Below are 13298 nucleotides of genomic sequence, written 5' to 3' on the forward strand. Positions count from 1 at the left end.
TGCGGCGCGTCGCTCCCCCCGCTTTCGCCATGCGCACGTCCGGCTCCGCCCCCGCTTCCTCCTCCACCTCCTCACGCGCCCAGCTCACGCGCTGGCTGCCCTTCCTGGCCTGGCCGCGCCCCGACAAGGCACTGCTGATCAACGAGGCCATCGCCGGCATCACCGTGGCGCTGATGGTGATTCCGCAGGGCGTGGCCTACGCGGCGCTGGCGGGCATGCCGCTGATCACGGGCATCTACGCAGCACTGTTCCCGGCGCTCATCGCCGTCATGTTCAGCGCCTCGGCCCGGCTGTCGGTGGGGCCGACGGCGCTGACCAGCGTGCTGGTGGGCGCGTCGCTCGCGCCGCTGGCAGTGCCGGGCAGCCGCGAATGGGTGTCGCTGGCCGTGTGGCTGACCCTGCTCTCGGGCGCCATGCAGGTGCTGCTGGGCGCGGCGCGCTTCGGCTGGCTGCTGCGGCTGGTCAATTCGCCAGTGCTCATGGGCTTCACGCAGGGCGCGGCGGTGCTGATCACGCTGTCGCAGCTGCCCGCGCTGCTGGGCTTCACGGGGCGCAGCTTCGGCCAGTTGCTGGAGGGCCCGCCGCCAGACTTCGTGGCCATCGCCTTCGGCCTGGGCAGCATGGCGGTGCTGTGGCTGGGCAAGCGCTTCTCGCCGCGCCTGCCCACCACCATGCTGCTGGTGGCGGCCACGGCCCTGATCAGCGGCGTGCTGGGCTATGCGCTGCGCGGCGGCGCGGTGATCGGCGCGCTGCCTTCGGGCCTGCCCTCGCTGTACCTGCCCACCCTGCCGGACTGGCGGGAACTGGGCGCGCTGCTGCTGCCGGCCTTCCTGATCACGCTGGTGAGCTTTCTGGAAACCGCCTCCAGCGCCAAGGTGGACAACGCGCGCTCGGGCACGCTGTGGAACGAGAACCAGGACCTGATCGGCCAGGGCCTGGGCAAGATCGCCTCGGGGCTGTCGGGCGCCTTCCCCACCAGTTCCTCCTTCTCGCGTTCGGCCATCACGCTGTATGCGGGCGCCAAGACCCAGTGGTCCACGCTGTTCAGCGTGGCCGTGGTGGCCGGCGCGCTGCTGTGGGTGATGCCCCTGCTCTACCACGTGCCGCAGGCGGTGCTGGGCGCCATCGTGGTCACGGCCACCCTGGGGCTGCTCAAGCCCTCGTCCTTCGTGGCGCTGTGGCGCATCTCGCGCATCGAGGCAGGCATCGCCTTCGGCACCTTCGTGCTCACCATCGCCACCGCGCCGGCCATCTACTGGGGCGTGCTGGGCGGCCTGCTGGCGGCGCTGGCGCACTACATGTACCGGCACCTGCATCCGCGCATCATCGAAGTGGGCCTGCATGCGGACGGCAGCCTGCGCGACCGCCACCTGCTGAAGCTGCCGCCGCTGGCACCGCAGCTGTATGCGCTGCGGCTGGACGCCGACCTGGACTTCGCCTCGGCCAGCGAGCTCGAGCGCGCCGTGACGGGTGCGCTCACCGCGCAGCCGCAGCTGAGCGACGTGTGCCTGTTCGCGCAGCCCATCAACCGCGTGGACCTGACGGGCGCCGAGGCCTTCGGCAACATCCGGCGCCAGCTCGAGGCACGCGGCGTGCGGCTGCACGTGAGCGGGCTCAAGCTGCCGGCGCTGCAGGTGCTCGAGCGCGCGGGCCTGCTCAAGCCCGGGCCGCTGCTGTTCACCTACCGCACCGACGCGGAAGCCCTGGCCGCGCTGCAGGCGGGCGCCGGGGCTTCAGGCCCGACGCCGATGCCTGAGCACCGGCCGCAGTGAACACCGCCTGAGGCGGGCTGCTGTCACCTTCGTCCTGTCCAATCGCGCCTTCATGAATCTCCCTGAAACAGCCACGGCAGCCGCGCCGCGCAAGATGCTGGCGCGCATCGCCGAGGTCTTTGTCGCCTTCCTCGCGCTGGGCCTGACCAGCTTCGGCGGCCCGATCGCGCACCTGGGCTACTTCCGCACCGCCTTCGTCGAGCGGCGGCGCTGGCTCGACGAAGCCGCCTATGCCGAGCTGGTGGCGCTGTGCCAGTTCCTGCCCGGCCCCACGAGCAGCCAGGTCGGCTTTGCGCTGGGCCTGGCGCGCGCGGGCTGGGGCGGCGCGCTGGCGGCCTGGACTGGCTTCACGCTGCCCTCGGCCGCGCTGCTGATCGCTCTGGCGCTGGGGCTCGCGCAGCATGCGCACTGGCTGCAATCGGGGGCCGTGCATGGGCTCAAGGTGGCGGCCGTGGCCGTGGTGGCCCAGGCGGTCTGGCAGATGGGGCGCGGCCTGTGCCCCGATGCGCCGCGCCGTTTGATGGCGCTGGGCGCGGCCGTGCTGGCGCTGGCACTGCCGGGGCTGGGCGGCCAGTTGCTGGCGATCGCGCTGGCCGCGCTGCTCGGCGCCCGCCTGCTGCGCCAGTTGCCCCAGCCAGGGCCGTCACGCGCCCTGCCGCTGCAGATCCGCGCGCGCACCGGGGGCGTGGCGCTGGGCCTGTTCCTGCTGCTCCTTCTGGGCCTGCCGCTGCTGGCCGCCTGGCAGGGGCCGGGCCTGTGGAGCCTGCTCGACGGCGTGTACCGCGCCGGCGCCCTGGTCTTCGGCGGCGGCCATGTGGTGCTGCCGATGCTGCAGAGCGCGACCGTCGATGCAGGCCATCTGGGCGCGGACCAGTTCCTGGCCGGCTACGGCGCCGCGCAGGCCGTGCCCGGGCCGCTGTTCAGCGTCGCCGCCTACCTGGGTGCGGCCATGCAGGCGCCGCTGTCGGGCGTGGCAGGCGGCCTGCTGCTGCTGGGGTTGCTTTTCGTGCCGGGGCTGCTGCTGCTCGTGGCCGCGCTGCCTTTCTGGGCGCGCCTGCGCAGCCGCCCCGGCGCCCGCGCGGCGCTGGCCGGTGTGAACGCGGCCGTCACCGGCCTGCTGGCCGCGGCGCTGTACCGGCCGCTGTGGACCTCGGCCATCCACGGCCCCGCCGACGTCGCGCTGGCCGCTGCGGCGCTCGCGCTGCTGCTGTGGGGCCGGGCTTCGCCGCTGCTGGTGGTACTGCTGGCCGCAGCAGCGGGCTGGGCGCTGTCGGCGGCCTGAAGCCCGCTCAGATCGCCCAGCCGCCGTCGATGATGTGGACCTGGCCCGTGGTGTAGGTGGCCTGCGCCAGGTAGAGCACCAGGTCGGCAATCTCCTGCGGCTGGCCGATGCGGCCGATGGGCTGGCGCGCGACGAAGGCCCGGCGCGCGGCCTCGTAGTCGCCCTGCGCACGCAGGCGCTCGTGCAGCGAGGGCGAGTCCACCGTGCCCGGGCAGATGGCGTTGCAGCGCACGCCCTGCGCCACGTAGTCGGCGGCGATGGATTTGGTCATGCCGATCACGGCGGCCTTGGTCACGCCGTAGGCGAAGCGGTTGGGCACGCCCTTGACGCTGCTGGCGACCGAGGCCATGTTGATGATGGCGCCGTCCTTGCGCTCCAGCATGCCCGGCAGCACCGCGCGCACGGTGCGCACCATGGCCTTCACGTTGAGGTCGAAGGCGAAGTCCAGGTCCTTGTCGCTGGCCTCCAGCACGCTGCCGGCGTGCACCACGCCTGCGCAGTTGAAGAGCACGTCGACCGCGCCGATGTCGGCCACCAGCGCACGCACCTCGCCGTCCTGCAGCACGTCGAGCCGGCGGGTCTTCACGCCGGGCAGCGCAGCCAGCTCGGCCAGCGCGGCCTCGTTGATGTCGGTGGCCCACACGGTGGCACCGGCGCGCGAGAAGGCCTCGACGCTGGCGCGGCCAATGCCCTGGGCAGCGGCGGTGATGAGGACGGTCTTGCCTGCGAGAGTCATGGTGTCTGGCCTGAAGTGAAAGGGAAGGAAAGAAGGAGGAAGGCAGGCGCTCAGAGCCCGAATTCATGCCTCAAGGCGGCGCTGTGTTCGCCCACCTGGGGCGCGCCGCGCACGCTGCTGGAGCGCAGGCCGTCGATGCGCAGCGGGCCGCGCGTGGTGTGCACGGGCGTGCCGTCGCCGCGCTGCACCGTCTGCAGCATGTCGAGCAAACCGAAGGCCTGGCTTTGCAGCAGGCGCGGCCAGTCCAGCACTTCGGCGCACCACACGTCGGCGGGCTGCAGCCGCGCCAGCCAGTGCGCGGTGTCCTGCTGCGACAGCGCGGCGGCGATCAGGCGCTTGATCTCGTCGCGCCGCCCGAAGGCGTCCTGGGCGCTGTAGGCCGCCAGGGCCGGCAGCGGCAGGGTCCGGGCCAGCTTCTCCAGCGGCATCATGGCCAGCGCGAGGTAGCCGTCGCGCGTGGGATAGATGCCGTAGGGCGCGGCCAGATAGGCATTGGCATTGCGAAAGCCTGCGCGCGCGGGCAGCCGCTGGCCGTCGTTCAGGTGTGTGGTCAGCAACTCGAACTGGAGGTCCACCAGGGCTTCGAGCAGGCTGGTCTGCACATGTGCGCCCGTGCCGCTGATGCCGCGCCGCACCAGGGCGGCCAGGATGCCTTCGGTGAGCGCGTGCCCAGCCAGCATGTCGGCGATGGACAGGCCCAGCGGCACCGGCCCCTCCCCCTCATGACCGTTGAGCCAGGTGACGCCCGAGAGCGACTGCGCCAGCAGGTCCTGCCCGGGCATGCCGGCCCAGGGGCCGGTCTCGCCGTAACCCGAGACGCCGGCATAGACCAGCTGCGGGTTGATCGCCCGCGCGTCCTCGTAGCCCAGGCCCAGGCGCTCGATGACGCCGGGGCGGAAGTTCTGGATCAGCACGTCGGCGCGCGCAATCAGGCGCTTGAGCGCGGCCATGTCCTCGGGCGCCTTCAGGTCCAGCGCAAGGCTTTCCTTGTTTCGGTTGATCGCGTGGAACAGCGTGGAATCGCCGCCCACGTCGGTGTCGGTCAGGTAGAGGGTGCGGCAGATGTCGCCGCTGCCCGGCCGCTCGACCTTGATCACGCGCGCGCCCAGGTCGCCCAGCCGCAGCGCGGCCGAGGGCCCCGAGAGGAACTGTGCAAGGTCGAGGACCAGCAGGCCCGCCAGCGGTGCGGTCATCAGGCGAGGCTCTCCCGGTACATCGCATTGAGCGCCTGCACGATGGCGCGCGCCGGCTCGCCGGCCTGCAGGCCGGCATTCAGCCGCAGCGAGGCCGCATGCTGGAAGAGCATGTAGCCGTCGTGGCGCGGGCGCACCCAGGCGCCCTCCAGCGTGGCGCGGGTGGCGCGGTAGAAGTTGCCGGCGGTGGCGTTGACGGCGTCGTCCTCCCAGGCTGCCGCGTGGCCACTCTGGCCGCCGGCCGCCGCGAAGGGGCCGCGCTGCGCCTCGGCATCGGCCACCCAGATGGCGAAGTCGAAGGCTTCCTTCGCATGTGCGGTGCGCGCCGAGACCGCGATGCCGGTGCCGCCCAGGGCCGAACCCACGGGCCCGCGTCCCTCGAAGGACGGGATGTCCGCAAAGCCCAGCCGCACCGGCCGGAAGCCGGCCCAGGCGTAGTTCACGTAGCCGTAGATCAGCGGCACGCAATCGATGGACGAATCGGGCTGCGCCATGGCTTCGAAGACCGCGATCGGGTCCATCTCCAGGCAGCGCGGGTCGACCAGCCGCAGCAGCTCGCCGAGCTGCTCGCACACGGCAGTCGCGGTCTCCGGGTCGAACAGCTCCGGCCCCGCCTCGCGCGCCGGCGCGCCGCGCTGCGCGCACAGCGTGTACAGGCACATCAGCGAATGCGGCGCGCGCATCGGCAGCGCCACGCGGCCGGCCCGGGCCAGTTCCAGCACCTGCGCCCAGTCGGCCGCTGCGCTTTCGAGCCGGCCGGGGCGCCAGGCCTGCACCTGGGTGGCGGCATCGATGGGCAGCGCCCATTGCCTGCCCTGCCAGAGGTAGCTGTCGAAGGAGCGGCCCACCGTGCCGCGCGCGATGGAGGCCAGCCGTGCCGGGTCGAAAGGCAGCAGGCAGTCCTCGCGCGTGACCTGGCCGACGTGCGGATGGTCGATCACGATCAGGTCGTACTGGCGGGCCAGTTCCTCGACCGGGAAGGACTCGAAGTCCTGCAGCGAGCGGCGGTCCCAGTGGATCCGCACGCCGGTGCGCGATTGCCAGAGCGCCGCGCAGGCGGCCAGCGGCTCGTAGCCGCGCGGGTGGTCCCAGGTCATGCCCCGGAGGGTGATGTTGCTCATGCGTCGAAAGGTGTTGGAGGATGCAATCGTGGAAGCGGTCACTGGACCGCGCCGGTGCCGTACAGCAGGTTCGGCAGCCACAGCGAGATCTGCGGGAACACCGACAGCACGACCAGCAGCAGCAGCATCACGGCCAGGTAGGGCATCACCTCGCGCGAGTAGTCGCCCATCTTCACGCGCAGCGTCTGCGAGGAGATGTACATCAGCCCGCCCACCGGGGGCGTGATGCCGGCGATGGTGAGGTTGGTGATGAGCACGATGCCGAAATGCACCTTGTCGATGTGCGCACCCGCGATCAGCGGCAGCAGCATGGGCGTCAGGATGATCAGCGCGGCCGAGCCCTCGATGGCCGTGCCCAGCACGATCAGCATGAGGTTGATCAGCAGCAGCAGCGTGACCGGGTCCTGGGTGGTGCCGGCCAGCCAGCCCGACATCGCCTGCGGCACCTGCTCCCACGAGAGGTAGAAGCCGAAAGCCGAGGCGGCGCAGATCATCATCATCACGCTGGCGGAATCGCGTACCGATTCGGCCAGCACCTCGGGCAGCTGGCGCAGCTTTATCTCGCGGTAGCCGAAGATCGCCACCAGCAGCACGTACAGCACCACCACGGCGCCCGATTCGGTGGTGGTGAAGATGCCGTAGCGCGTGCCCATGATGATGACCACCGGGATCGACAGCGCCCACAGGCCATCGACCAGCGCCTGGCCCAGCTCGCGGGCGTTGGCGCGCGTGGCGCGTTGCGGCCTGTACTTGCGCTTGATGGCCAGCACGTGCGTGGTGAACATCAGCGCCACCGCCAGCAGCAGCCCCGGAACGATGCCCGCCGCGAACAGCCGGCCGATGGAGGCTTCGGCCAGGAAGCCGTAGATGATCAGGCCGATGGAAGGCGGGATCAGCGCCGTGATGATGGCCGCCGACGAGGTGATCACCGCCGCGAAAGGGGCGCCGTAGCCGCGCGCCACCATCTGCGTGCCGATGGTCTTGGCCAGCATCGCGGCGTCGGCGTTGGCCGAGGCGGTCAGGCCGCCCAGCAGCGTGGCCAGCACGGTGCACATCTGCGCCAGCGCGCCGGTCATGTGGCCCACCAGCACCTCGGCCAGGTTGAGCAGGCGGCGCGTGATGCCCGAGGCATTCATGATGCAGCCGGCCAGCACGAACAGCGGCAGCGCCAGCAGCGAGACCGACTCCGTGCCCTCGGCCATCTGCTGCGCGAAGTTGGCCAGCGGCATCTCGCCCAGGTTGAGCACGAAGAAAACCAGCGCCGCGATGGACATCGACCAGGTGATGGGCGTCTGCAGCGCCAGCAGCACCAGCATCAGGACGGCGGGCAGCCAGAGATGGAGGGAGGAACTCACAGCGCGATCTCCGAGGACGGCTGCCACTGCCAGCCGGTGGCCCAGGGCTTGAGCAGCACATGCTGCACCAGCATGAGGAAGGAGGCGAAGGCCATGGGGCCGTAGACCACCGAGCGCGGGATGTCGATGACCACCACGCGGATCGAGTGCGCGATGACGGACTGCCAGACGAACATGGCCGTCAGCGTGGCGAAGAGCGCGGCCAGCAGCCACCAGTTGAAGATGAAGATGGCGCGCCGCACCCGCGGCGGGAACAGGGCCACCAGCGCGTCCACGTCGGCATGCATGCGCCAGCGGATGCAGGCGGCCGCGCCGAAGAACACCAGCCAGCCGAAGGCGATGACGGCGACCTCGAAGGTCCAGGCCGCCGGCTGCGGGAACAGGTAGCGCGTCACCACGCCCCAGGTGATGGACAGCACGATGACGCAGGCGCAGACCACGCCGATGGCCTCGTCGGCGCGGCGCAGGCTCAGCAGCGGGCCGGCCGGCGTGCCGGCGGCGGATGGGACCGGTTCAGTCATGAATGGCGTGCGGCGCTAAGGCTCAGTGCGCCGTCATCGCGGCGCGCACCTTGTCGTACATGCCGGGCGTGAGGCCGGGCACCTTCGTGTAGGCCACCTTGGCCTTCTCGGCGAAGGCCTTGTTGTCCACGTCGGTCACGAACTGCACGCCAGCCTTCTTCATCTCGTCGGCGTAGGCCGCGTCGGAAGCCTGCGTGAGCTGGGTCAGTTCGGCGCCGGCCTTGCGGCCCTCTTCCAGCAGCACGGTCTGCAGATCGGGCGGCAGGCTCTTGAAGAAATCGGCGCTGGTGACCATGGTCGCGTACATGGTCTGGTGCGCCGTGGTCGAGAGCACCTTGCGCACCTCATACAGCTTGGAGCCGACCAGCGAGCCGTAGTTGGCCTCGGCGGCATCGACCACGTTGGTCTGCAGCGCGTTGTAGACCTCGCCCCAGGGCAGCGCGGTGGGGCGGGCGCCCAGCGCAGTGAAGGTCTCCAGCATGATGGGCGACGGCGGCACGCGCAGCGTCATGCCGGCAATGTCGGCCGGCGTGCGCACCGGCTTGCTGCCCAGCAGGTGGCGCACGCCGAACAGGCCGTCGGCCATGATCAGCTTCATGCCCTGCTGCTCCAGGCGGCCCGACAGCTCCTTGAACACCTCGGAGGCGAAGAGCTTCTTCGCCTCGTCGTGGTTGGCGTAGAGGTAGGGGCCGGCCAGGATGCCCAGGTCGGGCACGAACTGGCTGAGCTGGCCGTAGTCGGTCACGCTCAGCACGCGGGCGCCGCCCTTGATCATCTCGTTGACCTTCTTCTGCGGGCCGAGCTGGTCGCCCGTGAAGATGTTCAGCGTCAGGCGCCCGCCGGAGCGCTGCTTCACCCGGTCGGCAAAGCTGTGCATGACCTTCACCACTGGCTCGTTCGGGTTCACCTGCGAAGTGGAAAAGCGCAGCGTGTAGTTCTGCGCCGCCGCCGGCGCAGCCATGCCGAAGGTCAGCGCCAGGCCGGCGGCGAGAAGGGACAGGGTCTTGGCTGCTGCGGTGCGTCGGGAGGTCATGCGTGTCTCCATGGAGGGCGCTCGGTGGCGCATTGGTGTAATTCCTATATGAACGCTTCGTTCATGAATGAATGATCTGTTCGACAATGAATCCTGTCGATTAGGGTTTTCTAGAAATTCGAGCTGACATTCATCCACTGAAAAACATCAATTTCACTCATGATTGATTCCCTAGACCCAGAAGCCCTGCCGCTGGCCGGCTTGCGCGTGCTGGATTTCAGCCAGTTCCTGGCCGGCCCCTCATGCGCGCTGCGGCTGGCCGACCTGGGCGCCGACGTCATCAAGGTCGAGCGGCCCGATGGCGGCGACCTGTGCCGCAGCCTGGTGCTGGCCGACCAGCACTTCGAGGGCGACAGTGCGCTGTTCCACACCATCAACCGGCGCAAGCGCAGCTTTGCGGCCGACCTGAAAGCGCCGCAGGACCTGGCGCGCGTGAAAGCGCTGATCGCCCGGGCCGACGTGATGATTCACAACTTCCGCCCCGGCGTGATGGAGCGCATCGGCCTGGACGCGGCCAGCGTGCTCGCGCTGAACCCGCGCATCGTCTATGCGGCCGTCAGCGGCTATGGCGAGAGCGGGCCCTGGCGCGGCAAGCCGGGGCAGGACCTGCTGGTGCAGTCGCTCTCGGGGCTGGCCTGGCTCACCGGCGACGCGCATGCCGACGGCAGCGGCCCGCCCGTGCCGGCCGGCGTCTCGATGATCGACGTCATCACCGGCGCGCACCTGGTGCAGGGCATCCTGGCGGCGCTGCTGCGCCGCGGCGTGACGGGGCGCGGCGCGCGCGTGGACGTGAGCCTGCTCGAATCGGCGCTGGACCTGCAGTTCGAACCCTTCACCGCCTTCCTCAATGGCGACGGCAGCCAGCCGCAGCGCACCGCCGAAAACCATGCCAGCGTGCACGGCGCGGCGCCCTACGGCATCTACCGCACGCGCGACGGCTTCATGGCCGTGGCGATGACCCCCATGGATCGGCTGGCACAACTGATCGGCAGCGACGCCCTGGCCGCGCTCGCGGCCGACCGCAGCGGCTGGTTCCGCCAGCGCGACGCACTCAAGCAGCAGTTGCAGCAGGACTTGCTGGCGCAGGACAGCGCGCACTGGCTGGCCATCCTTGAGCCGGCCGGCGTGTGGTGTGCCGACGTGCTGCGCTGGCCGCAACTGGTGGACCACCCCGCCTTCGCCGCGCTGGAGATGGTGCAGACCATCCGCAGCGCCAGCGGCGCGAGCCTGCGCACCACGCGCTGCCCGATCCGCATCGACGGCCAGCGGCTGTACAGCGACCGCGGCGCGCCGCGCCTGGGCGCCGACACCGAGGCCATCGCGCGCGAGTGGCAACTCGACGCGCCCCTGCCCTGCGCCCCTTCTTCTTCACTGCCCTCTCGCGCCCCATGACCCACGAACAGTTCTTCGAAGACTATGTGCTCGGCGCCACGCGCAGCACCACCGGCCGCACCATCACCGAGGCCGACATCGTGATGCACGCCGGCCAGACCGGCGACTTCTTCCCCCACCACATGGACGCCGCCTGGTGCGCCACCCAGGACTTCGGCCAGCGCATCGCGCACGGCACGCTGGTCTTCAGCGTGGGCATCGGCCTGACGGCCACCGTCATCAACCCGCGCGCCATGTCCTACGGCTACGACCGCATGCGCTTCGTCAAGCCCGTGTTCATCGGCGACACGATCTATTCGAAGGTGGAGATCACCGACAGGCGCGACCACCCCAAGCGCAGCGGCCACGGCATCGTGGTGGAGACGGTGACCATCACCAACCAGCGCCAGGAAACCGTGCTGGTGTGCGAGCACCTGCACATCGTGGAGCGGCGCACGGCCCGGGGCTGACGCGCGATCAGGTCCTAGACTCCTGCCCCATGACGCGCCGAACCGACAACCCGCCCGAAGCCACCGACACCGGCACCCGCCCCAAGTACGCGGTTCCGGCGGTCGAGAAGGCGCTGGACATCCTGGAGCTGCTCTCGGCACAGGCAGTCCCGATGACGCAGGCGCAACTGGCACGGGCGCTGGGGCGCGAACCGGGCGAGCTGTTCCGGATGCTGAGCGCGCTGGAAGGCCGCGGCTACCTCCGGCGCGAAGACAACGGCGGCTACACGCTCACGCTCAAGCTCTTCGAGCTCAGCCGCACCCATTCGCCGCACGACCAGCTGCTGCGTGCCGCCACCGCGCCCATGCGCGAGCTGGTCGACACCATCCGCGAGTCCTGCCACCTGAGCGTGCTGCACCGCGACCAGTTGCTGGTGCTGACGCAGGTGGACGCGCCCACGCCCATCCGCCTGTCGGTGGAAGCGGGCTCGCTGCACTCCGCGGTCGACACGCTTTCGGGCCAGGTGCTGCTGGCCAACTCGCCCGAGGCGGAGCGCGACGAATTGCTTTCGCGCCGCGCCGAGTTCCAGCGCAAGACGGCGCAGGAGCGCACCGCCTACCTGGCCATGCTCCAGAAGATGAAGGAAGACGGCTGGGGCTACGCCGAGAACGCGCGCTTCGTAGGCGGCCGCGACCTGAGCGTGCCCATCGGCAGCGCGCAGGGACGCACCCGCGCCGTGCTCACCATCGCCTCGCTGCAGGGCACGCACACGGCGCACGAAGACCTGTTCGAGCTGCTGCCGCGCCTGCGCAAATGCGCCGAGGACATCGGGCGCATCGCAGGAATCGCCTAATCCCTCACGGCCCCGCGCAGCCGCTTGACCTCGCTGCGCTGGCTCTTGCCCTGCAGGCGCCGCTGCTGGCTGCCGTAGGTGGGCTTGGTGGCGCGGCGCACGCGCGGCGGCGCGGCCACGGCATCGACGATGGCCTGCAGCCGCGCCAGTGCATCGGCGCGATTCATTTCCTGCGTGCGGTGCTGCTGGGCCTTGAGCACCAGCACGCCGGCACTGGTGATGCGCGAATCGGACGAAGCCAGCAGGCGCTGCTTCACATCATCGGGCAGCGAACTCGCGGGAATGTCGTAGCGCAGATGGACCGCGCTGGAGACCTTGTTGACGTTCTGGCCGCCCGCGCCCTGGGCGCGGATGGCCGACCACTGGACCTCGCGTTCGTCCACGCGCGGCGCACGCAAGGTCATGGGGACTCAGACGCGCTCGAAGATGGCCGCGATGCCCTGGCCGCCGCCGATGCACATGGTCACCAGCGCATAGCGGCCCTGCACGCGCTGCAGTTCGGCCAACGCCTTGACGGTGATGATGGCCCCCGTCGCGCCCACCGGGTGGCCCAGCGAGATACCCGAGCCGTTCGGATTGACCTTGTCGGGGTCGAAGCCCAGTTCCTGGATCACGGCGCAGGCCTGGGCCGCGAAGGCTTCGTTGGACTCGATCACGTCCAGGTCGCTCACCTTCAGGCCCGTGCGCTCGAGCACCTTGCGCGTGGCCGGCACCGGGCCGATGCCCATGTAGGCCGGCTCCACGCCCGCATGCGCATAGCCCACCAGGCGCGCCAGCGGCCTGAGGCCCAGCGCCTTCACGCGCGCGCCTTCGGCCAGCACCACGGCGCCCGCGCCATCGTTGATGCCCGAGGCATTGCCGGCCGTGACGGTGCCGCCTTCCTTCTTGAACGCGGGCTTCATGCCCGCGAGCGAAGCCGCCGTGGTGTCGGCGCGCACATGCTCGTCGGTGTCGAAAGCGACAACGCCCTTGCGGGTCTTGATCTCCACGGGAACGATCTGCTCCTTGAAGCGGCCGGCCGCGATGGCCGCGGCGGCGCGCTGCTGGCTTTGCGCGGCCAGCGCGTCCTGCATCTCGCGCGAGATCCTGTAGCGCTCGGCCACGTTCTCGGCCGTGATGCCCATGTGGATCTTCTCCCACGGGTCGTGCAGGATGCCCAGCATGTAGTCGATGAGCTTCGCATCGCCCATGCGCGCGCCGTGCCGCGCGGCGGTGTCGAAGTAGGGGCCGCGGCTCATGGATTCGGAGCCGCCGCCGATGGCGATGTCGCAGTCGCCCAAAGCGATGGCCTGCGCGGCCGAGACGATGGCCTGCAGGCCCGAGCCGCACAGGCGGTTGACGTTGAAGGCCGGCGTTTCGATGGGGATGCCCGCATCCACGGCCGCCACGCGGCTGAGGTAGGCGTCCTTGGTGTCGGTGGGGATCACGTTGCCCATCACCACATGGCCCACCGCGTCGGGCGCCACGCCGCTGCGCGTGAGCGCGGCCTTCACGGCCGTGGTGGCCAGCTGGGTGTTGGGCACGTCCTTGAGCGAGCCGCCGAAGGTGCCGATGGCGGTGCGGGCGGTGCCGACCACGAAGATGTCGCGCTGGGACATGGGTTCAGTCTCC

General features: G+C 70.4%; 13 protein-coding genes. 5 read left to right on the top strand and 8 right to left on the bottom strand.

Annotated features, from left to right (window positions below; genetic code table 11):
• Positions 1 to 29: 29 nt before the first annotated feature.
• Both PGB34_RS06915 and chrA read left to right on the top strand, forming a co-directional pair.
• Positions 30 to 1772, top strand: a complete 1743-nt coding sequence (locus PGB34_RS06915) for a SulP family inorganic anion transporter (protein ID WP_271427327.1) — start codon at positions 30 to 32, stop codon at positions 1770 to 1772.
• Between the two features lie 52 nt (positions 1773 to 1824).
• Positions 1825 to 3054, top strand: a complete 1230-nt coding sequence (gene chrA, locus PGB34_RS06920) for a chromate efflux transporter (protein WP_271427328.1) — start codon at positions 1825 to 1827, stop codon at positions 3052 to 3054.
• 7 nt (positions 3055 to 3061) lie between these two features.
• Here the strand turns inward: chrA and PGB34_RS06925 are convergent, their stop codons facing one another.
• From PGB34_RS06925 to PGB34_RS06950, 6 genes are read right to left on the bottom strand one after another with little or no spacing between them, the layout of a single operon-like run.
• The gene (locus tag PGB34_RS06925) at positions 3062 to 3790 is read right to left on the bottom strand and encodes an SDR family oxidoreductase (protein WP_271427329.1); all 729 of its coding nucleotides are present in this window, start codon (positions 3788 to 3790) and stop codon (positions 3062 to 3064) included.
• Between the two features lie 50 nt (positions 3791 to 3840).
• Positions 3841 to 4983 carry a CaiB/BaiF CoA transferase family protein gene (locus tag PGB34_RS06930; protein WP_271427330.1) on the bottom strand — a complete coding sequence of 381 codons (1143 nt, stop codon included), beginning with the start codon at positions 4981 to 4983 and terminating at the stop codon, positions 3841 to 3843.
• Positions 4983 to 6104, bottom strand: coding sequence for a type 2 periplasmic-binding domain-containing protein (locus PGB34_RS06935; protein ID WP_271427331.1), 1122 nt, complete (start codon positions 6102 to 6104; stop codon positions 4983 to 4985). Before PGB34_RS06935 ends, PGB34_RS06930 begins: the two co-directional genes overlap by 1 nt.
• 38 nt (positions 6105 to 6142) lie before the next feature.
• Positions 6143 to 7459, bottom strand: a complete 1317-nt coding sequence (locus PGB34_RS06940; RefSeq protein ID WP_271427332.1) for a TRAP transporter large permease — start codon at positions 7457 to 7459, stop codon at positions 6143 to 6145.
• Positions 7456 to 7980, bottom strand: a complete 525-nt coding sequence (locus PGB34_RS06945; RefSeq protein WP_271427333.1) for a TRAP transporter small permease — start codon at positions 7978 to 7980, stop codon at positions 7456 to 7458. Before PGB34_RS06945 ends, PGB34_RS06940 begins: the two co-directional genes overlap by 4 nt.
• Positions 7981 to 8002: 22 nt before the next feature.
• Positions 8003 to 9013, bottom strand: coding sequence for a C4-dicarboxylate TRAP transporter substrate-binding protein (locus PGB34_RS06950; RefSeq protein ID WP_271427334.1), 1011 nt, complete (start codon positions 9011 to 9013; stop codon positions 8003 to 8005).
• 159 nt (positions 9014 to 9172) lie between these two features.
• Here PGB34_RS06950 and PGB34_RS06955 point away from each other — a divergent pair, with 159 nt between their 5' ends.
• Genes PGB34_RS06955 through PGB34_RS06965 form a run of 3 tightly spaced genes read left to right on the top strand, consistent with a single transcriptional unit; the run spans position 9173 to position 11687 of the window.
• Complete coding sequence (locus tag PGB34_RS06955; RefSeq protein ID WP_271427335.1) at positions 9173 to 10405, top strand: CaiB/BaiF CoA transferase family protein; 1233 nt, start codon at positions 9173 to 9175, stop codon at positions 10403 to 10405.
• A complete protein-coding gene (locus PGB34_RS06960; RefSeq protein ID WP_271427336.1) occupies positions 10402 to 10854 on the top strand; it encodes a MaoC family dehydratase in 453 nt (150 codons plus the stop codon). Before PGB34_RS06955 ends, PGB34_RS06960 begins: the two co-directional genes overlap by 4 nt.
• A 29-nt stretch (positions 10855 to 10883) precedes the next feature.
• Positions 10884 to 11687, top strand: coding sequence for an IclR family transcriptional regulator (locus PGB34_RS06965; RefSeq protein ID WP_271427337.1), 804 nt, complete (start codon positions 10884 to 10886; stop codon positions 11685 to 11687).
• Here the strand turns inward: PGB34_RS06965 and arfB are convergent.
• Together arfB and PGB34_RS06975 are read right to left on the bottom strand one after the other, a co-directional pair.
• Entirely contained in the window at positions 11684 to 12091 is a 408-nt protein-coding gene (arfB, locus tag PGB34_RS06970; RefSeq protein WP_271427338.1) for an alternative ribosome rescue aminoacyl-tRNA hydrolase ArfB, read from the bottom strand. The genes PGB34_RS06965 and arfB overlap by 4 nt on opposite strands.
• 6 nt (positions 12092 to 12097) lie before the next feature.
• On the bottom strand, positions 12098 to 13285 hold the full coding sequence (locus PGB34_RS06975) for an acetyl-CoA C-acyltransferase family protein (protein WP_271427339.1): 1188 nt from the start codon (positions 13283 to 13285) through the stop codon (positions 12098 to 12100).
• Positions 13286 to 13298 lie beyond the last annotated feature (13 nt).

The sequence above is a fragment of the Xenophilus arseniciresistens genome, assembly GCF_028023875.1.
GTDB lineage: Bacteria > Pseudomonadota > Gammaproteobacteria > Burkholderiales > Burkholderiaceae_C > Xenophilus > Xenophilus arseniciresistens.

Coding starts and splice junctions, on each gene's coding strand:
- arfB (WP_271427338.1), bottom strand. CDS start 12,091: ATGACCTTGCGTGCGCCGCGCGTGGACGAACGCGAGGTCCAGTGGTCG.
- PGB34_RS06930 (WP_271427330.1), bottom strand. CDS start 4,983: ATGACCGCACCGCTGGCGGGCCTGCTGGTCCTCGACCTTGCACAGTTC.
- chrA (WP_271427328.1), top strand. CDS start 1,825: ATGAATCTCCCTGAAACAGCCACGGCAGCCGCGCCGCGCAAGATGCTG.
- PGB34_RS06915 (WP_271427327.1), top strand. CDS start 30: ATGCGCACGTCCGGCTCCGCCCCCGCTTCCTCCTCCACCTCCTCACGC.
- PGB34_RS06925 (WP_271427329.1), bottom strand. CDS start 3,790: ATGACTCTCGCAGGCAAGACCGTCCTCATCACCGCCGCTGCCCAGGGC.
- PGB34_RS06945 (WP_271427333.1), bottom strand. CDS start 7,980: ATGACTGAACCGGTCCCATCCGCCGCCGGCACGCCGGCCGGCCCGCTG.
- PGB34_RS06975 (WP_271427339.1), bottom strand. CDS start 13,285: ATGTCCCAGCGCGACATCTTCGTGGTCGGCACCGCCCGCACCGCCATC.
- PGB34_RS06955 (WP_271427335.1), top strand. CDS start 9,173: ATGATTGATTCCCTAGACCCAGAAGCCCTGCCGCTGGCCGGCTTGCGC.
- PGB34_RS06950 (WP_271427334.1), bottom strand. CDS start 9,013: ATGACCTCCCGACGCACCGCAGCAGCCAAGACCCTGTCCCTTCTCGCC.
- PGB34_RS06960 (WP_271427336.1), top strand. CDS start 10,402: ATGACCCACGAACAGTTCTTCGAAGACTATGTGCTCGGCGCCACGCGC.
- PGB34_RS06935 (WP_271427331.1), bottom strand. CDS start 6,104: ATGAGCAACATCACCCTCCGGGGCATGACCTGGGACCACCCGCGCGGC.
- PGB34_RS06965 (WP_271427337.1), top strand. CDS start 10,884: ATGACGCGCCGAACCGACAACCCGCCCGAAGCCACCGACACCGGCACC.